The sequence below is a fragment of the Streptomyces sp. WMMB 322 genome (genome assembly GCF_900090145.1).
In the GTDB taxonomy this organism is placed as follows: Bacteria; Actinomycetota; Actinomycetes; order Streptomycetales; family Streptomycetaceae; genus Streptomyces.
The window spans coordinates 168,205-192,516 of record NZ_FMHI01000011.1; the positions used below are offsets into that span (position 1 = coordinate 168,205).

20 protein-coding genes and 1 pseudogene are annotated in these 24,312 nt (G+C 72.9%); 10 read left to right on the forward strand and 11 right to left on the reverse strand.

What is annotated here, in order from left to right; translation table 11 throughout:
* Positions 1 to 174: 174 nt before the first annotated feature.
* Both H180DRAFT_RS18575 and H180DRAFT_RS18580 read left to right on the forward strand, forming a co-directional pair.
* Positions 175 to 1,953, forward strand: a complete 1,779-nt coding sequence (locus tag H180DRAFT_RS18575) for a PucR family transcriptional regulator (protein WP_055487206.1) — start codon at positions 175 to 177, stop codon at positions 1,951 to 1,953.
* A gap of 117 nt (positions 1,954 to 2,070) precedes the next feature.
* Positions 2,071 to 2,649: a Uma2 family endonuclease gene (locus tag H180DRAFT_RS18580; protein WP_079100225.1), complete on the forward strand. Its 579-nt coding sequence runs from the start codon at positions 2,071 to 2,073 to the stop codon at positions 2,647 to 2,649.
* Positions 2,650 to 2,765: 116 nt separating this feature from the next.
* Here H180DRAFT_RS18580 and H180DRAFT_RS18585 read toward each other — a convergent pair whose 3' ends face one another.
* The 3 genes from H180DRAFT_RS18585 to H180DRAFT_RS29895 all read right to left on the reverse strand — a co-directional run bounded on the left by H180DRAFT_RS18585 (position 2,766) and on the right by H180DRAFT_RS29895 (position 4,920).
* Positions 2,766 to 3,203 (reverse strand): SAM-dependent methyltransferase, encoded by a 438-nt coding sequence (locus H180DRAFT_RS18585; protein ID WP_055487208.1) that lies wholly within the window; start codon positions 3,201 to 3,203, stop codon positions 2,766 to 2,768.
* Between the two features lie 170 nt (positions 3,204 to 3,373).
* Positions 3,374 to 4,615 (reverse strand): 4-hydroxybenzoate 3-monooxygenase, encoded by a 1,242-nt coding sequence (locus H180DRAFT_RS18590; RefSeq protein ID WP_055487209.1) that lies wholly within the window; start codon positions 4,613 to 4,615, stop codon positions 3,374 to 3,376.
* A 143-nt stretch (positions 4,616 to 4,758) separates the two neighbouring features.
* The gene (locus H180DRAFT_RS29895; protein ID WP_159033588.1) at positions 4,759 to 4,920 is read right to left on the reverse strand and encodes a hypothetical protein; all 162 of its coding nucleotides are present in this window, start codon (positions 4,918 to 4,920) and stop codon (positions 4,759 to 4,761) included.
* A gap of 138 nt (positions 4,921 to 5,058) precedes the next feature.
* Between H180DRAFT_RS29895 and H180DRAFT_RS18595 the strand changes: the two genes are divergently transcribed.
* Both H180DRAFT_RS18595 and H180DRAFT_RS18600 read left to right on the forward strand, forming a co-directional pair.
* Complete coding sequence (locus H180DRAFT_RS18595; RefSeq protein ID WP_055487210.1) at positions 5,059 to 5,637, forward strand: HhH-GPD-type base excision DNA repair protein; 579 nt, start codon at positions 5,059 to 5,061, stop codon at positions 5,635 to 5,637.
* A gap of 171 nt (positions 5,638 to 5,808) precedes the next feature.
* A complete protein-coding gene (locus H180DRAFT_RS18600; protein ID WP_254666076.1) occupies positions 5,809 to 6,651 on the forward strand; it encodes a hypothetical protein in 843 nt (280 codons plus the stop codon).
* Positions 6,652 to 6,777: 126 nt separating this feature from the next.
* Here H180DRAFT_RS18600 and H180DRAFT_RS18605 read toward each other — a convergent pair whose 3' ends face one another.
* Complete coding sequence (locus tag H180DRAFT_RS18605; RefSeq protein ID WP_055487211.1) at positions 6,778 to 7,671, reverse strand: GntR family transcriptional regulator; 894 nt, start codon at positions 7,669 to 7,671, stop codon at positions 6,778 to 6,780.
* Positions 7,672 to 7,785: 114 nt separating this feature from the next.
* Between H180DRAFT_RS18605 and H180DRAFT_RS18610 the strand changes: the two genes are divergently transcribed.
* Together H180DRAFT_RS18610 and H180DRAFT_RS18615 are read left to right on the forward strand one after the other, a co-directional pair.
* Complete coding sequence (locus tag H180DRAFT_RS18610; RefSeq protein WP_055487212.1) at positions 7,786 to 8,646, forward strand: (2Fe-2S)-binding protein; 861 nt, start codon at positions 7,786 to 7,788, stop codon at positions 8,644 to 8,646.
* Between the two features lie 160 nt (positions 8,647 to 8,806).
* Positions 8,807 to 9,835 carry a DUF2637 domain-containing protein gene (locus H180DRAFT_RS18615; protein ID WP_055487213.1) on the forward strand — a complete coding sequence of 343 codons (1,029 nt, stop codon included), beginning with the start codon at positions 8,807 to 8,809 and terminating at the stop codon, positions 9,833 to 9,835.
* A gap of 252 nt (positions 9,836 to 10,087) precedes the next feature.
* On the opposite strand, the gene H180DRAFT_RS18620 is transcribed toward H180DRAFT_RS18615, so the two are convergent.
* Positions 10,088 to 11,845, reverse strand: a complete 1,758-nt coding sequence (locus tag H180DRAFT_RS18620) for a protein phosphatase 2C domain-containing protein (RefSeq protein ID WP_107097694.1) — start codon at positions 11,843 to 11,845, stop codon at positions 10,088 to 10,090.
* A 148-nt stretch (positions 11,846 to 11,993) separates the two neighbouring features.
* Here H180DRAFT_RS18620 and H180DRAFT_RS18625 point away from each other — a divergent pair, with 148 nt between their 5' ends.
* Entirely contained in the window at positions 11,994 to 12,383 is a 390-nt protein-coding gene (locus tag H180DRAFT_RS18625; RefSeq protein ID WP_055487215.1) for a PPOX class F420-dependent oxidoreductase, read from the forward strand.
* A gap of 105 nt (positions 12,384 to 12,488) precedes the next feature.
* Here the strand turns inward: H180DRAFT_RS18625 and H180DRAFT_RS18630 are convergent, their stop codons facing one another.
* The 5 genes from H180DRAFT_RS18630 to H180DRAFT_RS18650 all read right to left on the reverse strand — a co-directional run bounded on the left by H180DRAFT_RS18630 (position 12,489) and on the right by H180DRAFT_RS18650 (position 19,684).
* The gene (locus H180DRAFT_RS18630) at positions 12,489 to 14,093 is read right to left on the reverse strand and encodes a DNA-3-methyladenine glycosylase 2 family protein (protein ID WP_079100218.1); all 1,605 of its coding nucleotides are present in this window, start codon (positions 14,091 to 14,093) and stop codon (positions 12,489 to 12,491) included.
* Between the two features lie 91 nt (positions 14,094 to 14,184).
* Entirely contained in the window at positions 14,185 to 15,555 is a 1,371-nt protein-coding gene (locus H180DRAFT_RS18635; protein WP_055487216.1) for an MFS transporter, read from the reverse strand.
* Between the two features lie 241 nt (positions 15,556 to 15,796).
* Positions 15,797 to 16,354, reverse strand: a complete 558-nt coding sequence (locus tag H180DRAFT_RS18640; protein ID WP_254666079.1) for a hypothetical protein — start codon at positions 16,352 to 16,354, stop codon at positions 15,797 to 15,799.
* Positions 16,355 to 16,831: 477 nt separating this feature from the next.
* A complete protein-coding gene (gene rsgA / locus H180DRAFT_RS18645; RefSeq protein ID WP_055487263.1) occupies positions 16,832 to 17,944 on the reverse strand; it encodes a ribosome small subunit-dependent GTPase A in 1,113 nt (370 codons plus the stop codon).
* A gap of 612 nt (positions 17,945 to 18,556) precedes the next feature.
* Entirely contained in the window at positions 18,557 to 19,684 is a 1,128-nt protein-coding gene (locus H180DRAFT_RS18650; RefSeq protein ID WP_055487217.1) for a YihY/virulence factor BrkB family protein, read from the reverse strand.
* 18 nt (positions 19,685 to 19,702) lie between these two features.
* Between H180DRAFT_RS18650 and H180DRAFT_RS18655 the strand changes: the two genes are divergently transcribed.
* Positions 19,703 to 21,403 (forward strand): acyl-CoA dehydrogenase family protein, encoded by a 1,701-nt coding sequence (locus tag H180DRAFT_RS18655; RefSeq protein ID WP_055487218.1) that lies wholly within the window; start codon positions 19,703 to 19,705, stop codon positions 21,401 to 21,403.
* A gap of 81 nt (positions 21,404 to 21,484) precedes the next feature.
* On the opposite strand, the gene H180DRAFT_RS18660 is transcribed toward H180DRAFT_RS18655, so the two are convergent.
* Positions 21,485 to 22,159 carry a helix-turn-helix domain-containing protein gene (locus H180DRAFT_RS18660; protein ID WP_254666077.1) on the reverse strand — a complete coding sequence of 225 codons (675 nt, stop codon included), beginning with the start codon at positions 22,157 to 22,159 and terminating at the stop codon, positions 21,485 to 21,487.
* Positions 22,160 to 22,418: 259 nt separating this feature from the next.
* Between H180DRAFT_RS18660 and H180DRAFT_RS18665 the strand changes: the two genes are divergently transcribed.
* Positions 22,419 to 23,864 (forward strand): NCS2 family permease, encoded by a 1,446-nt coding sequence (locus H180DRAFT_RS18665; RefSeq protein WP_055487219.1) that lies wholly within the window; start codon positions 22,419 to 22,421, stop codon positions 23,862 to 23,864.
* Between the two features lie 196 nt (positions 23,865 to 24,060).
* Positions 24,061 to 24,303: pseudogene (locus H180DRAFT_RS18670) on the forward strand (Uma2 family endonuclease); the annotation flags it as partial.
* Positions 24,304 to 24,312 lie beyond the last annotated feature (9 nt).

The following is a 24,312-nucleotide window of genomic DNA, read 5'->3' on the forward strand; positions in this document are numbered from 1 at the left end:
TGTAGATTCGTACGAACACCGTGGAGCACGCTGCTCGCGGCATCGCACGGATCGGACCGGCACCCGGCTCCAGCACCGCCCCGCACCGCCTCTTTCGCTCCCGGGGCCGCGGCCGGATCGGGCCGGTACCTGTGCGGAGCCAAGACCGACATCCACAGAACGGGGCGAACAACCATGCGCCTGCGCGCACTTCTGGACACGGGCTCTCTCGGCCTGCGCCTCCTCAACGGGGAGGATCAGCTGGACCGGACGGTCGGCGGCGTCATGACCACCGACCTGCGCGACCCCGGCCGCTACCTGTCGGGGGACGAGCTGGTCCTGACGGGCCTCGCCTGGTACCGGGCGCCGCAGGACGCCGCGCCCTTCGTCCGCATCCTCGTCGCGGCCGGAGTCGCCGGGCTCGCGGCAGGCGAGGCCGAAATGGGCCACGTCCCGAAGGCCCTGGTGACGGCCTGCGCCGAGCAGGGGCTGCCGCTGTTCGCGGTGACGGAGGACGTGGCATTCGCGACCGTCACCGAACACGTACTTCGGCAGGTCTCCACGGAACGGGCCGGTGACCTGGCCGCCGTGGTGGAACGCCACCGCCGGATGATGTCGTCCGGCCCGTCGGGAGGCGGCCCCGACGTCGTACTCGACCTGCTCGGCTCGGACCTGGACCTGCGGGCGTGGGTGCTGTCCGTGACGGGCCGCACGGTGGCGGGCCCGGGCGGCAGCGGCTCCGAGAACTGCGGGACCGGCGGCGGTCCGCGCCGGCGCCCCCTGCCACCGCAGGTCCGCTCCCGCCTGGCGGCCGCGCACCTGACCGCCGCACGAGGGAGGCGGCCCGGCCTCCGCCCGCACCGTGTCAGCGCGGCCGGCACGACGTACTCGCTCTTCCCCGTCCAGGGCACCGGCCCGCCGCCACGTCCCGCGGGCGAGCCCGCACCGCACGAACCCCCCGGTCTGGCCGACTGGTTCCTCGCCGTTGACGACGACGCGGCCGACTGGCCCGACGAACGGCTCGACCTCCTGCACGGCGTGACGCAGCTGATCGCCGTCGAACGTGAACGCCGCGACGCGGCCCGTACGGTCCGCCGCCGTCTGGCCACCGAAGTGCTGGAGCTCCTGCACGCCGGAGCACCGCCCGCCGAGATCGCCGCACGCCTGCGCGTCGCCGCCCCGGTGCTGCTGCCGGGCCTGGGCGGCGCCCCGCACTGGCAGGTCGTCGCGGCGCGTCTGGAGGGCCCGCGCCACGGGGACGGCCGGACATGCCGCTCGCTGCTGGAGGAGATCCTTCTCGACCCCCGTGTCACCGGCGCGGAGACGGCCGACCGCACCGCTGTCGCCCACACCGGCGAGGAGGCCGTCGCCCTGGTGCCGCTGCCCGCGCTCGCGTCCGCCCGCGAGACGGCCGACGACGGCGAGACGCCGCAGCCGCGTACACCGCAGAGCCCGGACCGGCCCCACTCCGCCGGGCAGGGCCTCGACGCGGAGACCCTGCTCGCCGCGATCCGCGAACCCCTCGAACAGGGACTGGGCGACGGCGAACGGCTCACCTTCGGCGTCAGCGCGACCGTGCACTCAGCCGACGGGCTGCACGGCGCGCTCGAAGAGGCCCGGCACGCACGGCGCGTCGCCGCCGCGCGCGAGGGACGGGTGTGCGCGGCCGGACACCAGGAACTCGCGTCGCACGTGCTCCTCCTCCCCTTCGTCCCCGACGACGTGCGCCGCGCCTTCACGGCACGCCTCCTTGCACCGCTGCGCGACTACGACCGCCGCCACCGCGCCGAACTGCTCCCCACCCTCGCCGCGTTCCTCGACGCCGACGGCTCCTGGACGCGCTGCGCCGACGGGCTCCACCTGCACGTCAACACCCTCCGCTACCGCATGAGCCGAATAGAACAGCTCACCGGCCGCGACCTGTCCCGCCTGGAGGACCGGCTCGACTTCTTCCTTGCGCTGCGGCTGAGTTGAGTGTTCGGCGGCGCCCGGCACTGGGACGAGCCGTCCGTAACCTCCGAACCGTGCGTATCGTTGTACCGCGCGGCTGCGCGATCCGGCGCGGCGGGGAGGAGCGTCACCGTGACCGTCATGACCGACAGGATCGAGATGACAGAGCCCGACGAGCTCACCTTGGACGAACTGTTCGAGCGACTGGAGCGGATGCCCGTCCCCGAGGGCTACAAGGTCGAGATCGTCGAGGGGTCCGTGCACATGTCGCCACAGCGCTGGACGCACTGGGAAATCATCCGCTGGGTAGTGCGGCAACTGGAAGACCATCTCGGCATGGGAATCGTGACCGGGTCGGATGTCCGCATCGACTTCCCGGGCCACCTCAACGGCTTCGCCCCCGACCTCGTGAAGATCACTGACGGAGCCGCTCGGGACGCCCGGGGCCTCTTCTCACCCCACGACGTCGAGTTCGTGATGGAGGTCATCTCCAAGTCGACCGCTGCGAACGACTACGGGCCCAAGCTGGCGACCTATGCCTCGTCGGGCGTGCCCGCGTATCTGATCGTCGACCCCTACATCGGCCGGTGCCGCCTCTTCACGCACCCGAAGGACGGCGAATACGGCCGGGACCTCTCCGTCGACTTCGGAGAGGAGATCGACCTGTCCGACACGTGGGTGGGCCTGACGCTCTCGACGGAGAACTTCCCCCGCGACTGACGGACGGGCGGTCCGGGTCCGCTGCGGCGAGCCATAGGCGCCCTCGGGCACGCCGACACGGCTGCAACGGCGCAACGGCGTGGCCCCGGCGCCCCGGCACTCGCTCCCGCCCCTGCTTACTGCCGGGGCGTCACCGGGATCTCCCGCAACGGCTGCCCGCCGTCGATGAACAGGCGCCCGTCCGGCGCCAAAGCGGCGGCGATGCGTTCCAGCGCCCGTCGCCCCGCCGCCGGATGGCGGCCGTCGAGTGCGCCCACACGTACCGCGAAGACGATGTCGAAGGGGGCCTCGCCGGGCTCCCGCACAAAGTCCTCCGCCGCGACCTGCCGGACGGTCATACGGCCGGAGGCGATCTCCTGGGCCGAGGCCGCCTCGGCCTGGCCGATCGCCTTGGCGGAACGGTCGATCGCCAGGATGTGCCCGCAGGTCAACCGTGCGGCCACGGCACGCGCGGCCGCTCCCGGTCCGCACCCGATCTCCAGCACTCGCATCTGCGGCGTGAGCGGCAGTGCGTCCACGATCTCGGCGAGGCGGGGTGAGAGATCTGCTCCCATATCTCCACGCTACGCCTCGTTCGTCGGGTGAGCCGGTCCCGGAATCCGGGCTGCGACCGTCATCGGCCGTGCTGCGGTCCGGTCCCGGCGCATCTGCGCCGAAGGGCCCCGCGGCTGCCGTTCCGGGGCGACCGCGTCCACCGCGGCGGAGGGCCGTCGGGGACAGCCCCTCAGTGGTCGGCGTCGCTGCCGATGTAGAGCCCGGCGACGGCGCGGCCCGCCTTCGCGGACCGCGTCATGCGCCGCAGCCTGGCCGCCGCCGTCCCGGCCTTGAACGGGTCGCCGGAGGACGGGCCGTGCACGATCTCCGAGACCCACCGGTTGAAGTCCTGGTACTGCCACACCCGCCTCAGGCAGGCGTCGGAGTAGCCTTCCAGGCCGCTCTCGTCGCCCTCCCGGTAGTACGCGCGGAAGGCGTCGGCCAGCAGCAGCGCGTCGTTCAGCGCGAGATTCATGCCCTTCGCCGCCACGGGCGCCACGAGGTGCGCGGCGTCACCGGCGAGATGCAGCCGGCCGTAAGTCATGGGTTCCACGACGTAGTTGTGCATGTCGAGCACGCGGCGCTCGACCACTTCCCCCTCGTTGAGCGGCGGAGCGTCCCGTGCGCCGAGCCGGGTGCGCAGTTCGCTCCAGACGCGCTCGTGCGGCCAGTTGTCCGGGGAGTCCCCCGGCGGGCACTCCAGGTAGTAGCGGGTGACCTGCGGTCCGCGGGCCATGTGCGCCGCGAACCCCTGCGGGTGGAGCCCGAAGACGACCCTTTCCGCGGACGGCGGCGCCTCGGCCAGCAGCGCCAGCCAGCCCACTCCCAGATCGTGCCGGAAGATCTCGACGCCGCCCTCCGGTATCGCAGCCCGCGAGGAGCCCCGGGCGCCGTCGCAGCCGGCGACGAAGTCGCAGGCCACGGTGCGCTGTTGCCCGGTCTCCGCATCGGTGTACGAGACGGAGGGACGGTCGGTGCGTATGCCGTGCACCTCGACGTCCCCGGCGCCGAACCGTACGTCGCCGCCCGCCTCGTCGGCGAAGGCACGCACCAGGTCGGTCACGAGGAACTGCTGCGGGTAGACGATGTGGCGGTTTCCGGAGAGCTCCCCGTAGCGGAAGACGTGGCGCGTCCCGTCCATCCTGAACTCGCAGTCGCCCTGCGCCTCCGCCCCGAGCAGACCTGGCCCGGCCAGGCCTCGCCGCTCCAAGGCCCGTACGGCCCACTCCTCCAGGAAGCCCGCCCGCGGCAGCGCCTCGATCAACTCCCGGCTCTCGGCCTCCAGCAGCACGCAGGGGACGCCCTCGGCGTGGAGCAGATTCGCGAGAGTGAGCCCCGCGGGCCCGGCGCCGACGATGACGACGGAAGTCCTCTCGCCGCCCGGCGAGGAGGTGGGCGTGGAGGCACCCGCGTCCTGCTGCTCCGGAACCACGCGAACCTCCCGAACGAAGCGTCAACCACCGGGCAGGCGCCCAAGATTAGAGCAGCGTGATCTTGGTGTACAGCGGCACCGGGAAGGTGCGGCAGGACCCGCGGAAGCGCCGTCGCCACGCCGCGGCGGGCCGCACCCCACTCCTACGTCAGCAGCAGCCGCCAGGCCGCGGCCGCCGCCATCACGACGGTGAGCACGGTCAGTACGAGCATCCCCACTGCCACAGCCCTGCCACTGCCACCGTTACTGCCTCGGCTGCCATTCTCCGGACCGCCGTCCCCGGGCATCCGGTGCTCACCGTCCACGGGCCTCCCCTCGGTATCGGCCTGGTGCCCCGTGCACCCGTCCAAGGGTCTCCGCGAGGGGACCGGTACGTACAGGAGACTCTGGGCCAACCGGGCGAAGCATGTGCGATACCGCCACGGGAGCGCGATCATCGGGCCATGGACATCACCCTTCGCCTCGCACAGCAGCCCGAAGCCGACGAGCTGCTCAGCCGCAGCCCCCTCGCGGTCATGACCGGCATGCTGCTCGACCAGCAGGTGCCGATGGAGTGGGCGTTCACGGGGCCGTACACCATCGCCCGGCGCATGGGCGGGGACGACCTGGACGCGCACGCGATCGCCGCGCACGACCCGGAGGAGTTCGCGGCGCTGTTGTCGCAGAAGCCGGCCGTGCACCGTTACCCCGGCTCGATGGCCGGACGTGTCCAGCAGCTGTGCCAGTACCTCGTCGACCACTACGACGGCGACGCGAGCGCGGTGTGGCGCGACGTGCCCACCGGCGCCGAAGTGCTCAAGCGCCTCAACGCCCTGCCCGGCTACGGCAAGCAGAAGTCCCAGATCCTCCTCGCCCTGCTGGGCAAGCAGATGGGCGTGACCCCCGAGGGCTGGCGCGAGGCCGCAGGCCCGTACGGCGACGCCGACGCACACCGCTCGGCCGCCGACATCACGGGACCGGAGACGCTGGATCAGGTCCGGGCGTTCAAGCAGGAGGCCAAGCGGGCCCGGAAGAATACGTAAATGGCGGGCTCCGGTGGCCCCGCGGTTGGCAATCAGGGGCACCGAGTAAAACTTTGTGAACTGATTCACAGTAAACCCTTGGCCGGGTCCCGCACTCCGTGCTGAGATGCGCTCACATCCGGCTCGAAGCTCAACGGTGCGCTTGGGAGGGCAACTGTGGCGGAAACCGCCATGTCACGTTCGGTACGGCTGGAGACCGAGGGCGGCGAACCGTCTCCGGTCTTCGGTGCTGGCGCACCGCCGGAAGGGCCGGGCAGGGTCTCGCCGGTGGACGGGGCGGTGTGGCGGTTGCGCTCACGCGGCTGCTGGGAGGACGCGGCCGCACTCCTGGAGCCGTACGCGGCGACGGACACGGCGGCCTCGCTGCGACGGGCGGCGCTCCTGGTGGAAGCGTGCATGTTCACCAGCGTCGGCTGGGACGCGGCGGAGTCGGCGCTGCGGGCGGCGGAGGCGCTCGCCCAGGACGACGAGGAGCGCGGTGCCGCCGCGTGCGAACGGGGCCAACTCGCCTACACGGCAACGGTTCTGGGTGTCCGCGACCGCTCGGACGAGGCGCGCGCAGCGCTGGGCAGGGCCGCGGCTCTGCTGCCTCCGACCGCACGCGGACGGGCCATGCTGGACTACCGGCGCGGGCTGCTCGCCGAACACCTCAGTGACACACCGCAGTCGGCACTGGCCGCGTACCGGCGTGCGCACGCCGCGGCGGCCGCCCTCGACGACCTGCTGCTGTGCTCCTTCACCTGGCGGCATCTGGCCGGGCTCGCGCTGCGGGAGGGCGAAGTGGCCGAGGCGCGGCACGGTTTCACCGAATCGCTGCGGCTGCGTGAGGAGTTGGGCTTCCTGGTCGGCATGGCGCCGGCGCTCACGGCGCTGGCGGAGGTGGAGCCGGAACCGGAGGCGACGCGGCTGCGCGCGGAGGCCGGACGTCTCTTCCGGCTGCTCGGCGGCGTTCCGACATGGCTGGCCGGACAGCTTCCGTCCGTTCCGCCGGTTCCCCCGGTACCTCCGGCCTGAACGAGGTTGGACCCGCCCGTGGTTGGACCCGCCCGTGGGTTGAACACGCCCTCCCCGCACGGGCACTGACGCGACACGAAGCGGGCGCCGGTGCCTCGCGGGACGGCCCGGCCGAACGCGTCTCCGTCAGGCGGTCACGTGTGCGCGCATGAGATGTTCGACCGCGGCGAGGTCCCGGTCGCACAGCGCGTCCAGCAGAACCATGTGGTCGGAGGCGTCCCGGAGCAGTTCCTCGGCGCGCAGTGAACGGGCGGCGGGGGCCGGGCGGCGCTGGGCCCGGCGCTGTATGTCGGCGGCCACGGCGACGAGTTGGCGGTTGCCGGTCAGTTCCAGCAGCGCGCAGTGGAAGGCGCAGTCCGCATCGGCATAGGCGGCCCGGTCGCCGCGCCGGGCGACCGTCAGGGCTTCGTCGGCGTACGGACGGAGGCTCTCCCAGCACTCGGGAGGCATCCCCCGGGCCGTGTCCAACACCGACGGGATCTCCAACAGGGCCCGTATCTCGGCGAGTTCGGCCACGTCCCGGTCGCTGCACACCGCCACCCGGAAGCCGCGGTTGGGCACGGTCTCGACGGCTCCCTCGCACGCCAGGCGCTGCATCGCCTCCCGTACGGGCGTCGCCGAGACGCCGAGCCGTTCCGCGAGCCCCGGCGCCGAGTAGACCTCGCCGGGGGCGAGTTCCCCGGAAAGCAGGGCCTCGCGCAGGGCCTTGAGCACCTGCGCGCGCACGGAGTACCGCTCGGGCTGCTTCACGGGGCGGGCACGCCGGAAGCGGGACGGGCGCCCGCCGGGCAGCCGGGACTCCGGGACCTGCCCGGCCGCACCGGACCCCTCCGGTTCACCGGGCGTGACGGCGCCCGTCGCCGGCGGCGCCGGCTCGCTGTGCACATGCTCGCCCCGTGCCCCCTGGTCACCGGCCCCCGCCGGGTGCTGCTGTCCGGCCGGGGCCGGAAGAGGGGGGCGTTGGGGTTGGAGTGCGGCATCTCCCGCGGGTACGGGCGCATCCGCTGCGGTCTGCTCCATGTGCCCTCCAGGTCTCGCTGTGAACCATAGGCGGACCCGGCGCGAGATCAAACCTTCGCGACATCGGCTAAGGTAAGGCTAACCTGCTGATGTTCGTCGATCGGTGGTCCGCCCATGGCTGTGCCCACGCTCGCCCCCGCCCCCACAGAGCCCGCCCGCATCTCGCCGCTCACCGCGGCGTACACCCGGCTGACCGAGGTGTTCCAGGGGCTGCGCGTGCATGAGGCGGCACCCGGCGAGGCTCTTCCTGCGGGCCCCGACTGGCTCCTCGCCACCCGGCTTGCAGAAGGCGGGCCCGTTCTCGACGACTTCATCGCCCAGGACGCCGAGCAGGCTCTTCGCGACCACGGTCGCCGGCCTCGCCCCGACGTCGCCGCGACCTTCGGTCTGCACCGGTACGCGTGGCCGCTGTGTCTGCTCGTCACCATCCCGTGGTTCCTGCACCGGCGGGTCCCCCGGGTGCCGGTCGAGGCGGTGGCGTGCAGCCGTACGTTCGGCGAACTGGCGGTGCGCGTCGAGGAGTTCGCGTGCCTCCCGGACGATGCGGCCGCGTCGTCTCCGGGCGCACGCGTCGTCCCGGACGAGGAGGCGCTGCGCGCCGAGGTCCGGGCCGCACTCGCGGAACACCTCACGCCGGTGCTCGACGCCTTCCGCCCCCGCATACGGCGGGGCCCCAGAGCCCTGTGGGGTCTGGCGACGGACGAGATCACCGAGGGCCTCTGGTATCTCGGGCACCTTCTCGGCGAGGAGAAGCGGGCCGTGCACGAAGCGGGCCTGCTGCTGCCCGGCGGCGTCCTTCCGTACGCCGTCCCCGCGGGATTCCGTCAACTGAGCGGAAAGGACGGCGAGTTGCTGTCCACCCGCGACAGGGCCAGCTGCTGTCTCTACTACACGCTGCGCCCCGAGGACACCTGTGTGACGTGCCCCCGCACGTGCGACGCCGAACGCATCGCGCGGCTGTCCGCGACTCGCTGAGGAGTTCGACCGCAAACGCCCAACTCGGCACCCGCTGACCCCCGTTGGCGTCAAGTTGTGCCGAATTCCCCTTGACCGGCGGCCCCCTGCGCCAGGATGCCTCGCGTCAGAGCGGACCAGGCCGGAGCAACGGCGGCCGACGGGCGGCGAGGGGCATCGGATGACAATGACGGATCTACCGCTGAGCGGGGTGGTGGCGGGCGCGGTCCTGCTCGCCGGGGCCCTGGCGGCGGTCGTGCTGATGGCACGCGGAAGACGGGCGGACAGGAACGACAGCGGCGACAGTGCATACGCCGACTCCTGGGAGCAGATGGAACAGCGCCGCCGCCGCAAGGAGACCGTCTACGCGACGGCTGCCTATCTGCTGCTGTTCTGCTGCGCCGCGGTGGCCGCGGCGCTCTCCTTCCACGGCCTCGTCGGCTTCGGGCGGCAGAACTTGCGGCTGTCCGGCGGCTGGGAGTACCTCGTCCCGTTCGGGCTGGACGGGGCGGCGATGTTCTCCGCCGTCATCGCCGTGCGGGAGGCGAGCCACGGCGACGCGTCGCTCGGATCGCGGCTGCTGGTATGGGCGTTCGCGGGTGCGGCCGCATGGTTCAACTGGGTGCACGCACCACGCGGCGCCGGCCATGCCGGCGCGCCCCAGTTCTTCGCCGGAATGTCGCTCTCCGCCGCGATCCTCTTCGACCGTGCGCTCAAGCAGACGCGCCGCGCGGCGCTGCGCGAACAGGGCCTCGTTCCACGGCCGTTGCCGCAGATCCGCGTCGTACGGTGGCTGCGCGCTCCCCGCGAGACCTTCCGCGCCTGGTCGCTGATGCTGCTCGAAGGTGTACGGACGCTGGACCAAGCGGTTGAGGAGGTGCGGGAGGAGCGCCGCCGGCACGAGCAGGAACGTCTCCGCCGGAAGGAACAGCAGCGACTCGACCGGGCCAAGGTGAAGGCCCTGGGCAGGCAGCACAGGGGACACGGCCGGCGCGAACACCGCAAGCCGGACCGCACGGGTGCGGAGTTCCCGGCCGCGGTCACCCCGTCCCAGGTCACGGCACCGGGCGCGGACCCGTCCCTGGCGGTGCCGTCGCTGCCCGCACAGGGCGCGGGCGGACGGGGTGACGACCCCGCGGCCGGCACCGCGGGTCCTCGGCTGGACTCGCTGGAGGAGAAACTCGCCGAGATCGAGCGGCAGTTCGGCTGACCTTCCGCAGTGTGCGGCCCTCCGTCCGCGGCAGCCGGACGGGCTGACCGCGGCGGTTCGGGCGGCCGGTTCGGGCGGCCGGTTCGGTCCGCAGGTTCGGTCCGCAGGTTCGGGCCACCGGTTTTGTCCGCGCCGCCTCGGTTCGCCGCTTCGGGCCGCGCCAGTTCTGTCCGTGCCGGTTCGGGCCACGGCGGTTCTGTCCGTGCCGGTTCGGTCATGCGGAGCCTCGCGGCGCTCCCGGTCCGTGGCGGGTCACGCCTCCCAGACGGCGACGGCCGTGCGGTCCTCCGCGTAGCCGCGTACACGGAGCTGGACGTCGGCCAGGAAGGCGGCCAGGCCCGGGGGTTCGTCCCGCTCGTGCCACGACCGGGCCAGCCGCCGCGCGAACGGGGGCTCCGAGCGCAGCGGTTCGGCGAGCCCCGGGCTGCACAGCAGCAGCGTGTCCCCGCTCCGGGCCCTGGTCGCGCAGAAGCGGAACGGTTCGGGATCGGGCCGGGCCGGGGGCGGGAGGTTCGGCCGGGCCCGCTCCGCGGCCGAGGCCAGGTCCATGGTGGGCGGGTCCGACTCGCTTCGGCCGACGGTGCCGAAGCCGTCCGCCGTCCCCTGCTGCCGGATTCCTCCCTGCCGGCCCACAGGGACGCTGAGCGCCGCGGGATCGCCCAGCTCCGAGGGGTCGAGCGCGTCCAGCGCGGTGTCCGTGCCGGGGCCCGCGTCCCGGGGGCGGCTGTCGCCCCGTGGGCGCGCACCCGGCTCGATCTCGCGCCACGCACCGGCACGCAGCAGGAACAGGCCTCCCGCGCCGACGCCGAAGAACACGCGCGTGCGGCACCGGGGGTCCGCGGAGAGCAGCATGCAGCGCAGATCCGCCGTGTACTCCTCGGGCTGCATCTCCCAGGCGGCGGCCTGGGCGCGCAGCTTGCCGTAGCAACGGTCCGTCAGCCGCTGAAGACCCGATTTGAGTTCGGCACGGCGGTCCGCGCGTATGTCCTCGGCCAGACGTGCGTGGCTCCGGCCGACGACCCCGCCCATGGAGTGGCAGATCTCGCGGGCCGCCCGGTGCCCGCCGGTGGCGGCCCGGCCCCCGGCCGCGACGGCGACGAGCAGCAGCGCCGACTCGCCGGAGCCGAACCGGGCCGTCAGCAGGGCGTCGCGGCGCAGGGCGCCCCGGTGGCGCGCGGAGTCGCCGCGTATCGAGGCGGCGCGGAGGGTGAGCCCGCCGTAGTGGGCGCCGTCGAGGACGGTGTCGGGGACGAGTTCGGCCACTGACGAGGGGTCGGCGGCGGGGAAGGTGGCCGGTTCGGCCTCGTAGGTCGGCGGGCGGTCACCGACGTGTTCCGGACGGAGGGCGGCTCCGGGCTCCCCCGGGCTGCCGCCCTCGTCGACGGCCGGGGCGTCGACCTGCCCGGCCGGCCAGGCGGGGGCCGCCGGGCCGGCGGCCGTGGACGGCGCGGGCGGCACGTCAGCGGTCGTCGGTTGCGGGCCCCCGGGTTGCGGCGGCGGGCCGGAGGGCACTTGACGAGGGTTCTGAGCGGGCGGTATCTGCGACGGCGGTCCGGCCGGGCGGGGGCCGGGCGGTTGCTCCTCGGCCGGCGGTCCGCCTCCCAGAAGTCCGCGCTCACCGCCCGGTTCCCCCGCGCTCGCGGGAGCCGGTCCGGGGTCCTTCCCCCTGTCGGGCCCGGGGCCGGACTCCTCCGGCCTGCCCGCCTCCCGCTCCGGCTCGTCCTCCCCCTCCCCCTCCGGCTCTTCGGCCTTCTCGGGCTCTTCGGCCTTCTGCCGCCTGCCCGTCTCCCCCTCCGTGTCGCGCTCGTCCGGCCGCGAGGAACGCCTTGCGCCCGTCCCGCCGTGGGCGGTGGCGGGGCCCACCGTGCGGCGCACGGACGCGTACCGGTCGTCGAGGGTGTCCCCGGAGCCTCCGCGGCCCGTGTCGGGGGATCCCGGGTCGTACAACTGGCTCCACCAGTCGTCCTGTTGGCCGGGATTCGGGCCACGCGACCACCCCTGCTGACTCATGCCCATATTGTTGCCCCGCCTCCGACCCGTACATGACCACTTCCCGCTCCGCGGGCCGCCCCGCGTCCGGCGGCGCAGGCCGAAGGCCGCACCCCTGATCGGACCGGCGCCCGATGCGCGGCGGCCCGGCGCGTGTGAGCCTTCCGGCATGAGCGCTACCACCCGCCAACGCGGCCTCAACAAGGCCGAACGCGCCTATCTCGCGAGTCAGCGGCTGTGCCGGATGGCCACTGTCGATCCCTCGGGCCAGCCGCAGGTCAACCCTGTCGGCTTCTTCCTCCAGGACGACGGCACGATCCTCTCCGGCGGCCTGGCCCTCGCCGAGACCAAGCGCTGGCGCAACCTCCACTCCAACCCGCGCCTGGCACTGGTCGTGGACGACCTGGTGAGCATCGACCCGTGGACGGTGCGGGGCGTGGAGATCCGCGGGGAGGCGGAGCTGCTCGTCGGCCCGCACGACCTGGCGCCGGGCATGAGCAACGAGTTGATCCGTGTGCATCCGCACTGGGTGCACAGCTGGGGCCTCATCGGCGTCTGACGGACGGGCGCCCCCACCGGACCTCCCGGTGACGCCGTGACCACGAGGGCCCTTCGGCCCGTGCGGCCCCGTCCCGCCGTCCGGTCCCTCCGCAAGTCCCGCTGCCTACGCCTTCCGGCTCTCGCGCCCGACCCGTCCCTCGCGCCCGACCCGTCCCTCGCGCCCGTCCCGTCCGTCCCGCGCTTCCGGTCCGCCGTCCGAGGCGACCCGCCACAGGTGATGCAGCGCGTACGAGCGCCAGGGCCGCCACGACTCCGACCGCCCCGCGTCGGTGCCGCTGCGGGCCAGGCCGTGCCGCACGCCCACATCCGCGCCGAGGAAGACGTCCGGGTCACCGAGTGCGCGCATGCGCACGTAGCCCGCTGTCCACGGACCGACGCCACGCAGGGCGAGAAGCGCCCGCTCCGCCTCGTCGCGGTCCGCTCCGGGGCCGAGGGCGACGGTCCCGTCGGCGACCGCTTCCGCAACGGCCCGCAGCGTGGCCCGCCGGCTGTCCGGCATTCCGAGTTCGCCGAGGGGCGCCGAGGCGAGCGCGCCGGCCTCGGGGAAGAGGTGTGTGAGGCCGCCGTCGGGCACCGCGAGGGGTTTGCCGTACGCGGCGACGAGACGCCCCGCGAGCGTGCGCGCCGCGGCGACGGTGATCTGCTGCCCGAGTACCGCCCGTACCGCGAGTTCGTGCGGGTCGGCGGCCCCGGGGGAGCGCAGACCGGGTTCGGCCTGGACGACCGGGCGCAACGCCTCGTCCGCGGCGAGCCGTTCGGAGACGGCGTACGGGTCGGCGTCCAGGTCGAACAACTGCCGGACGCGCTGCACGGCGGTCGTCAGGTCCCGCAGGTCAGTCAGGTGGAGGCGGCAGTCGAGCCAGCCGCCGGACCGCTCCGTACCGAGGGCCCTGTTCGTGCCGCCCGCTCCGGCGGGCAGCTCGTCGACCTCCGCGATTCCGCTTCCGTACGGCAGCCGCAGCGTGCGCCGGTAGGTGCGCGCACCGGGCTCGCCCGTCACCTCCTCCATGCCGGGGATCGCACGGCGCTGGAGGAAGCCGAAGACCTGCCCGTACGCGTACGGCCCGCGGTGCGCGAGGCGCAGCGGCACGCCGCCGGGCACGGGACCGTCCGCCCCGCGGGCATGCCGGGTGAGCCGGCCGTGACCGCCGCGCGCCGCCGCCTCACGCAGTGCGCTGGGGGTACGGGCGTAGATCTCGCGCATCGTCTCGTTGAACTGCCGCACGCTCGCGAAGCCCGCGGCGAAGGCGACCTCTGTCACGGGCAGCGGCGTCGTCTGCAGCAACACGCGGGCGGTGTGCGCGCGTTGCGCGCGTGCGAGCGCGACCGGCCCGGCGCCGAGTTCGGCGGTGAGCTGACGCTGCACCTGCCTGGCGCTGTACCCGAGGCGGGCGGCGAGGCCCTCGACGCCCTCCCGGTCGACGACGCCGTCGGCGATCATGCGCATCGCACGCCCCACGAGGTCTGCCCGCACGTTCCACTCGGGCGAACCGGGAGAGGCGTCCGGGCGGCAGCGCCGGCAGGCGCGGAAGCCTGCGCGCTGCGCGGCCGCCGCGGAAGGGTAGTAGCGCACGTTCTCCCGCTTCGGCGTCACCGCGGGGCAGCTCGGACGGCAGTAGATGCCGGTGGTGCGCACTCCGAGGAAGAACACCCCGTCGAAGCGGGCGTCCCGGCTGCGTACCGCTTCGTACCTGCTCTCATCCGTCATCACGGTGCCCAGTGTGCGCCTGCTCAGAAGAGTTCACTCGCGGAAATCGGACACCACGGCCCGAGCCTGGAGCCCTGCCCTGCGCGCCTCGTCAACGCTCCGTTCCCGCACCGCGCTCACGGCCACGCTCACGCCCGCTTCCGCTTCCGCTTCCGCGTCTGCGTCCGCTTCCGTTCCACAGCAGAACGAGCGCGATCAGCACATACGGCACCGCCGCGAGCACGAAGAGCGTGCTGTGGGCCCACAGCTGCGAGCCGAGTGCGTAACCCGCGCACAGCAGCACCGAGACGACCTCCGCACCGAAACCGGCGACGGAACTGACCGTGGCCCGGGCCCGGTCGGAGAGACGGCCCTGGAGCATCGCGTCACACGTGACCGTCGCCCACTGGAAGACGCCGAAGGCGAGCGCGAGCAGCCCCGCACCCGCGGGACCGGTCAGCGCACCCGCCGCCAGCGCGAGGGCCCCCACCGCCAGCGCCGGACCGAGCAGGCGGGCACCTCGCCCGGCGCACCAGCCGCCCACGGCCACGCCAACCGTCACCAGCAAGATCAGCAGCGGCACGGTCGAGACGCCGACGTCCATGGACCCGATCAGCAGCGGCACATACTCGTCGATCATCAGCGCACCGGTAACCGCAGAGGTCAGCAGCACGGCGTTACGGGCGGGTCGCGACCCCCGCAGCTCCCCGAGTCCCGCGCGGAGCACCGTGAGGAACCCGGACTCGTCGGGCTCGTCGGGCTCGTCCCACCCGTCGGACGCGGGGGACGCGGGGGACGCGGGGGACGCGGTGGACCCGCCCGGTCCGCCCGGTCCGTCCGGTCCGTCGGGGCCGGCGGCCCCGGCGGGGCAGCCGGCCCGGGAAGCGTCCCGGGGCACGGAACCGTCCGGCGTCCGCGCCTGGTCGCGCCCGCCACGCGACTCGGGGAAGGACCGGCCGACGAGAGCACCCAGCACGCAGACCGCGACGCTCGCCGCTCCCACCGCCGCGTAGCCGCCGAGATGCAGCACGGGCCCTGCCAGCGCGGTCGCGGCCATCACCGCGGTGGTGCCCAGCGCTTGGGAGCGGCCCATGAGCCGGGCGTACGAGCCCGCCCTCCCCCAGCGCTCCAACTCCTCGTACACCAGGGCCTGAAGGGTCCCGGAGCACAGCGAACTGCCCACGCCCCACAGCACGAATCCCGCGGCGAACGCCGGATAGGAGGGCAGCCACGTCCACAGCGCGTAGCCCGCCCCCGTGACGAGCGGGGAGAGGGTCAGCAGCAGGCGGCGGGAGAAGAGGTCGGCCCACAGGCCGGAAGGGATCTCCACGACGAACGTGACGCACGACCAGATGATGAACAGCGTGGAGATCTCGGCGGCGGACAGCCCGTGTCCGGCGAACAGCAGCGCATAGACCGGGTAGAGCAGGATGAGGTCTTCGAGGAACGCATAGGCACAGAGCCGCCGGGCAAGCCCGGTCACTGCGGCGGCGGGTGCTGCCTTCGCCGCAGTTGTCGCGGAGACTCCGGATGAGGCTCAATGTCGCCAGGTCATGCGTTCAGCCTAAGCCCTCGCGGACGGTCACGGCACGCCGTTTTCCCGGGGCCGGTGGACAGAGTCTCCTCCGCCGGAGCGGACCGGCCTGCTCGGTGGAACAGCCGTCGGGCCTTCTCGCCGGACCGCAGCCCGTGCGGCGAGCCGCGAGGCGGTCCCGTCCCGCACTTCACCCCTGCTCCGGCCGCTCCGTGCGCTCCGTCCGCTCCATCCGCGGCAGCCGCTGGAGCAGCCCCCACGAGAACTCCGCGATCACGTCGTACCTCTCCCCCGCCCCGTCCGGCGCGGCGAAGCCGAGCCGCCAGCGCGTCGGTGCCGACCCCTCCAGCGGCTGCGCCGGGGCGAACGCGCGCGCGACCTCCTCGACGGTGCAGGACCAGGGACGCAGATCCTCGACCGTGCGGAGAGCGGGAGCCGCCGCCCCGGCGGCGCGCACCAGCCACTCCGTGTTGACGCCGCCGCCCGGCACCGTCAGCACTTCGAAGCGCAGGTCCGGCCAGAGCGGCACCGGCCAGGTCAGCACCTCGCAGTCGAGGTCGCCGAGTGCGCGACGCTCGGCCCGTTCGGGCGGGCCCAGCACGGAGCGGTAGCGGCCGGCCGCGCTGCGCCGCCCGCGCTGTGCGTGCAGCATCGCCTGCCAGCGCCGGTTGGCCTCCCTCATCTCGGCCCGCCCGGAGCCCAGTCGGGACAGGGCCTCCAGAACGAGGTCCTGCTGGAAGTCGGCCATGCGGCGCAGCAGTACGAGCTGGAACTCGCGGGGTCCGAACGCGGTCAACGGCAGCCCTTCGTCGGTGTCCCGCCGGTGACGGCACCGGCGGGGCGGGCGGAGCACCGGCGAACGCTGGTGCCGTGACCGGACCGGAAAGGTTCACCGGCTCGCGACGCCCGGCACGGCACCTCTCCCCCTGGCTTCGCCGGGCGGTGCCTTCAGCGTCGTCGGTCTCGCCCGAATCCTCCCGCCCCTCGCTTCGCAGGGGTGACCCCGGGCCCTCGGCACGGGGAACCTCAGTATCGGGGCCCCAGTCCCGCCCCAGTATGAGGACGATCCTCATGAGGACGATCCTCGCCTTGCGATGCGCCCCCTCGCTTTCGCGGGTGAGGCCTCGTGCGCCGGACGCCGCGAGCTTCCCGGCGAACCTTCCCGGTCACAGCACCGGCAACCGCCCGGCCCCCGCCCTGCCGCTCGTCCTGACCCCGGGCTTCGTCAGGGCTTCCGACGCGGTCCGCGTTTGCGTTCCGCGTTGTGCCGTCCGATCGCCGACATCTCCTTGAACCGCCGCTTCTGCTCGGCCCGCAGTCGCGCATCCGTGCGGGCGGCGAGTCGGGCGTTCTCGCGGAGCAGCTTGCGATAGCTCTCCAGCCGGCGCTGCGGCAGCGTGCCGTCGTCGACGGCGGCGAGGACCGCGCATCCGGGCTCGGACGCGTGCCCGCAGTCGTGGAAGCGGCACTCCTCGGCGAGCGCTTCGATCTCGGAGAAGGTGCTGCCGACGCCGGCCTCCGCGTCCCACAGGCCGACGCCGCGCAGCCCCGGCGTGTCGATGAGCACGCCGCCGGCGGGCCCGGGCAGCGGCAGCAGATCGCGGGTCGTCGTGGTGTGCCTGCCCTTGCCGTCGCTGTCGCGGATCGCCCGTACGTCCTGCACCTCCTCCCCCAGCAGCGCGTTGGCCAGTGTGGACTTGCCCGCACCGGAGCGGCCCAGCAGCACGCACGTGCCGCCGCCGAGGACCGCGGCCAGCGCGTCGAGCCCGTCGCCGCCAGCGGCGCTCACGCACAGCACCTCGACGCCGGGCGCCGCCGCCTCGACGTCCGCGGCGAGTTGGGCGAGCGTGTCCCGGCCGCCGACGAGGTCGGCCTTGGTGAGGACGACCAGCGGCCGGGCGCCGCTCGTCCAGGCGAGAGCGACGAACCGCTCGATGCGCGCCAGTTCGAGTTCCTCGGCGAGCGACACCGCGATGAGGGCGACGTCGACGTTGGCGGCGAGGACCTGGCCCTCGGAGCGGTTGGTGGCAGTCGAGCGTACGAAGGCGGTGCGTCGCGGCAGCACCGCCCGCACCTCCGGCACGGCGCCCGCTCCTGCCCCGGAGCCGGACGCGTCCGCGGCGGCGGCCGGGCTCAGCGCGGCCCAGTCGCCGGTGCACACGGCGCGGGTCGGATCGCCGGTCGCGACGGGGCCTGTCCCGGCGCGCACGATGCCTTCGGCGGTGACGACGTCGCACCGGCCGCGGTCGACGCGGACGACGCGCGCGGGAAGCAGGCCCTCGTCCTCGTAGGGGGCGAAGGCGTCGGCGACGCGGCTGTCCCAGCCGTAGCGCCGCAGCGGGTGCGGGGGCGGGCCCGGAACGGAAAGTGAGGACGCCGTGGATCCGGACGGGCCGAGCGGGCCCGGGGAATCCGGCGAGCTCTGTGACCCCGGCGAGTGCGGGGAGTTGAGGGAGCCGTGGAGATCTGAACCGTTGAGAGAGTTCACGGGAGTGACCCTTCGCGAAGGGTGGCTCCGGCTGTGCGCGCCTCCGCCACGGACCCGATACGGCTCGGGCGGCGTGCGGGACGGCGGCGCCGAATGTCAGCCGGCGACCACGGAGGTGGAGTCAACGGACTTCGGGATGCGGGCAGCGCCCGCCACGACGACGGCCATCGGTCCTCACCTCCTGCTCACTCGCGGCTTCACGAACTGCCCGTCTCGCACGGACCGTTCGTCACTCGCGGGCGAGCTTAGCCAGGGGTGCACCGCATCGCGAACGGTTTTCTCCGCGGCCCCGACGTCCTCGAACGGCCTCGACGTCCTCGAACGGACCGCGCGGCTCCGGGTCTGCGCCCTTTTCGGCAAGTCCTCCGCGGCGGCGACGCCCGTACACCCGTCGGACACCCCTCGGACACCCGTGCCCCGCGGGAGCGGCGCCTGCCGGGGAGCAGCGCCCGCTCGGGCGGTTCAGCGGCGGCGGCGCGAGCGCAGCCGGGCCCTGAAGTCGGCGTGCGGGAGGAACTTCGTCCATCGCTCGGGGAATTCCGCGGGCGCGTTCATCTCGTCGTCGCCGCCGGTGCTCTCGGCGGTGCGCATCGCGCGCCGCGCGGCCGCCGCCGCGACGACCTCCGCGGCGGCCTCCTCACGTGCCCGCTCGTTCATGCGCCGGGCCGTGGCGGTCGCCACCGACGGCCACACGTGGTCGATCGCGGCGTTGACGGCCGCACCCACCAGAACGGCGAACGCGGAGACGCCGATCCACAGCAGCACGGCGACGGGAGCCGCCAGCGACCCGTAGATCGTGGGCCCTTCGACGGTGTTGCTGATGTAGAGACGCAGCAGGAAACTGCCGAGCACCCACATCCCCAGCGCCACGAACGCGCCGGGAATGTCCTCCCGCCACGGCGAACGCACCGGCACGGACACGTGGTAGAGCGTCGTGAGGAAGGCCACGGACAGCAGCAGCACCGTCGGCCAGTAGAAGACGGACACCGCCCACTGCGCCTGCGGCACCAGCCGCAGCACCGCGTCCGGCCCCGCCACCATCAGCGGCAGCACCACCGCGCCCACGAGCAGAGCCACGAGGTAGAGCAGGAAGGCCAGCAGCCGGGTCTTGACGATGCCGCGCTGCCCGTCCAGGCCGTACATCACGGTGATGGTGTCGATGAAGACGTTCACGGCACGCGACCCGGACCACAGCGCCAGCGCGAACCCCAGCGAGATCACGTCGGGCCGCCCGCCGCGGATGACGTCGTCGATGAGGGGGCGGGCCAGCTCCCGCACTCCCCGGTCGGAGAGCACCGCGGCGGAGGCGTCCAGGAAGTTCTGCCTGATGGACGCGATGGTGTCGGTGCCGATCCAGGCGTCCAGATAGCCCAGCATTCCGATGAGGCCCAGCATGAGGGGCGGGATGGAGATCAGCGTGAAGAACGCCGCCTCCGCGGCGAGACCGAGCACCCGGTACTCGATGCACGAGTTCACGGTGTCCTTGAGCAACAGCCACGTCACCCTGCGCTTGGGAACGTTCCGGTAGATGACGCGCGCCCTGCGGAAGCGTCCGCCCTGGCGCGCTGGGGTTTCGTCGGCTGGCTGCACCTCCTTAACATATCTGCCATGCCAGCCTCGACTCACACCGTGACCAATCAGCCGCCGCCCCTTGTCGGCTACGACATCTTCGCGGCGGACCCCGCCCTCACCGAGGCGGTCGACCGGCACGTATCGCCGGAGCATTCCGAAGCGGTGCGTGCCGAACTGAGCGAGCTCGGCCTCGGCGCCGGTTCCGCCGAGGCCCAGGAGTGGGGCAGGCAGGCCAACGAGGTGCCGCCGGTGCTGCGCACGCACGACCGCTACGGCAACCGCATCGACGAGGTGGACTTCCACCCCGCCTGGCACCGGCTGATGGACCGCGCCGTCGGTGCGGGACTCACCGACGCCTGGTCCCGGCCGGACGGTCAACTGCGCCGCACTGCGGGCTTCTTCGTGTGGAGCCAGGTCGAGGCGGGCCACGGCTGCCCGGTCTCGATGACGCACGCGGCGGTGCCGGCGCTGCGCAGGGAGCCCGAGGTGGCGGCCGAGTGGGAGCCGCTGCTCGCCTCGCACGTCTACGAGCCGGGGCTGGAGCGCCCGGCGCGGGCGAAGGCCGGGGCGATCGCCGGGATGGGCATGACCGAGAAGCAGGGCGGCAGCGACGTACGGGCGAACACGACGGTCGCCGTGCCGCTGACCGGTGAGGGCGCCCGCAGCGGCGAGTACACGCTGAGGGGCCACAAGTGGTTCTGCTCGGCGCCGATGTCGGACGTCTTCCTCGTGCTGGCGCAGGTCACGGGTGAGGGCGGCGCAGACGGCGGCGAGGAGGGGCTGACGTGCTTCCTGGTGCCGCGCGTGCTGCCCGACGGCTCCCGCAACACCTTCCGCATCCAGCGTCTGAAGGACAAGCTCGGCAACCGCTCGAACGCCTCCAGCGAGGTCGAGTTCGACGGGACGACGTGGGCGAGGCGCGTGGGCGAAGTGGGCCGCGGCGTGGCCACGATCATCGAGATGGTCGCCGCGACCCGTCTGGACTGTGTGACGGGCTCGGCCTCGCTGATGCGTCAGGCCGTCGCGCAGGCCTCCCACCATGCGGCGCACCGCAGCGCGTTCGGCGGCCTGCTGGCGGACAAGCCCCTGATGCAGAACGTGCTGGCGGACCTGGCGCTGGAGTCGGAGGCGGCGACGGTGCTCACGATGCGGCTCGCGTCGGCGTTCGACGCCGCGCACGGCGGCGGTGAGAACGCCGAACAGGAGCGTCAACTGCTGCGGCTGGCCCTTCCGGCGGCCAAGTACTGGGTGACCAAGCGGGCGACACCCCTGGCGGGCGAGGCGCTGGAGTGCCTCGGCGGCAACGGCTACGTGGAGGAGTCCGGGATGCCCAGGCTCCTGCGTGAGTCGCCGCTCAACTCGATCTGGGAAGGCTCGGGCAACGTGCAGGCGCTGGACCTGCTGCGTGCTCTGCAGCGCTCGCCGGAGGCACTGAACGCCTTCCTCGTCGAGACCGGACACGCGCGCGGCGCGGACCACCGGCTGGACGCGGCGATGAAGGACCTGCTGACCGAACTGTCGGACCTGGAAGGCATCGAGGCCCGCGCCCGTCGCCTCGTGGAGCGCATGGCGCAGGTCCTTCAGGGTTCGCTGCTGGTGCGGTACGCGCCCGCGGCGGTGGCCGACGCGTTCTGCGCCTCGCGTCTGGGCGGGGACTGGGGGGCGGCCTTCGGCACACTGCCGCACACCCTGGACCTGGCCGCGATCGCCGACCGGGCGCGGCCGGAGGTCCCGTAGGCCTGTCGGGCCGGTGCCGGGCCTCCCGCCGGCGGACAGCCGGCGCCGCGCGGTGAAGGGGAAACCCCGGGGGCGGCTGTGTCAGTACTCGGGCAGGCGCTCCCAGAAGTGCTCGACGATGTGCTCGAGATAGCGCCGCCCCTCCTCACCGGTGGCGTTGGTGCTGGCCCAGCCCAGGGTGGCCGCCATGAGCGCCTGGTACTCCTGCTGCATGTCCCGCAGGGGGCCTTGCAGCTCGCGGCGGTCGATGGCGACCAGCTTGGCGATGGCACGCACGTGCGCCTGCCAGCGGGTCGAGACGGCTTCGGTGAGGAGGCGCGCGAGTTCTTCCTCATGGCCGGTGACCGCTATGAAGTCGCGTGGCGGGAGCTTCAGGACGCTGCCGAGGTTGGCGGTCTGCCGCTTGTCGCCCGTCCACCGGCCCGTCTCTTCCATGCGCCGGTAGGTGTCGAGGTCCAGGCCTATGAGCCGGGCGACGTCCTCGGCGGACATGCCGCGGGCGAGCCGGTGCTCGAGCAACGTACGGGGGCGGCCCATCAGTTCACCGGGGTGGCACCACAGGGCGCCCGCCAGGGCCGTCACCTCGTTCGCGGTGGGCAGGGCGTCGCCGCGTTCCCATGCGGTGACGTGATCGGGGCTGACGTGACTCATGCCGTACGAGGCGCGCATGCCGTAAGCGACGTGGCCAGGGGCCATCCCCAGTCTCTCGCGCATGGTTCGGGCGGCGCGCGCGTTGAAGGAGATCGGTGGATGCACGGGGAGAGAGTAGGGGGTTACACACCGCGACTCCATGGGCCGCAGTCCCTGCATCCCTTTTTGGGAGATAGTTCCGGGGTGATTCTGTAGGAACCCACGAGAGGCGTTCGCTGCTTTAAACCTCGGATGCGGCACAACAATTGTGAAATTCTCCCGGCCGCGTATGATCCGCTCGGCAAGGCACCGCACGGGGGTGGGGCAACTGACCGTCGCACGCTCCCGGCTCCCCCTCATACCTGTTGGTCCAGGAGACGCAGACATGCAGACGAGCACGACAAGAACGCCCGCTGCGCCGCAGTCCACAGCCGGCGGCCCCCTCGACCGGTTCTTCCGCATAAGCGAACGCGGCTCGACGTTCGCACGGGAGATACGCGGCGGTTTCGCCACGTTCTTCACGATGGCCTACATCCTCGTGCTCAACCCGATCATCCTCGGCAGCGCCGAGGACAAGTTCGGCCAGCAGCTGGACGGCGCCCAACTGGCCACCGCCACGGCCCTGGTGGCCGGAGTGATGACTCTGATCATGGGCGTGGGGGGCAATCTGCCGCTCGCCCTCGCCACGGGACTGGGCCTCAACGTCATCGTCGCCCACCAGATCGCTCCCCTCATGCGCTGGGAAGACGCGATGGGCCTCATCGTGATCGAGGGCCTGCTGATCTGCGTGCTGGTGGTGACAGGGCTGCGCGAGGCCGTCATGCACGCCATCCCGCAACCTCTCAAGCAGGCCATCAGCGTCGGCATCGGCCTGTTCATCGCCTTCATCGGCTTCGTGGACGCCGGTTTCGTCACCCGTATCCCGGACGCCGCGAAGACCACCGTTCCCGTGCAGCTCGGCAACGGCACCCTCACCGGCTGGCCCATGCTCGTCTTCTGCCTCGGCGTGCTCCTGACGATCGTTCTCGTCTCCCGCAAGATCAAGGGCGCGATCCTCATCAGCATCCTCCTGATGACGGCCGTCGCCATCGCCGTCAACGAGTTCGCCGACGTGAAGAACTGGGGCGTGACCTCTCCCTCGCTTCCCGGCAACCCCGTCGCCCTCCCCGACTTCGGGCTCATCGGCGCCTTCGACGTCGCCGGCGCCTTCGGCCAGGTCGGCATCCTGACCGTCGTCCTGCTGGTCTTCGCGCTGATCCTGACCGACTTCTTCGACACGATGGGCACCGTCGTCGGCGTCACCGCCGAAGCGGGGCTCCTCGACGAGCGCGGCCAGGTCCCCAACGTGGGCCGTGTGCTGCTCATCGACAGTGCCGCCGCCGTCGCGGGCGGCGCGTCGTCGGCCTCGTCCGCCACCACCTACATCGAATCCGCGGCCGGCGTCGGGGAAGGTGCCCGTACCGGCTTCGCCAGCGTCATCACGGGCGGCCTGTTCACTCTCGCACTCTTCCTCACCCCCGTCCTGACCCTCGTGCCCCTCCAGGCCGCGGCCCCTGCGCTCGTCGTCGTCGGGTTCCTGATGATGACGCAGGTCAAGCACATCGACTGGGACCGCTACGAGCTCGCCATCCCCGCCTTCCTGACCATCGCGGTCATGCCGTTCACGTACTCCATCACCAACGGCATCGGCGCCGGCTTCATCGCGTACGTGGTCATCAAGGCGTGCACGGGCAAGGCCCGCGAGGTCCACTGGCTGCTGTGGGGAAGCGCGCTGCTCTTCACCGTCTACTTCGCCATCGAGCCGGTGAAGTCCCTCCTGGGCGCTCAGTAGCCGCACGGAGCTTCACGGACGGGGTGGTCCCGGCGCGCGATGCCGGGGCCACCCCGTCCGTGCGGTACGGGGCGCGTCCGCTGCCGCGCGCCCCGTTTGCGAACGGAGACGGATTGCGCCCGTCGCCCGGACCCGGACTGTTGCCGACCTGCAGTGATCGCCACCTGCGCACGGGCAGCACGCCCCGCTAGCGTGGGTCGTGTCCCGCTCGAACCCGGACAACGACTGGACGGGCAAGATGCGCGACTACCCGCTGCTGGGCATCCCTGTCTACGCCGTCTTCGACCCACGTGGCGGAGAGGGCGCCGTGTTCTCGGACATCCACCCCACCGCTCACGGACCTCGTTACGCGACGAGGAAGGACTTCGTGTACGGCGAGGACGTCACGATCGCCGACTGGACGATCTCGACCCGGGACCTGCCCCGCTACGCGGACTGACCCAGCCGG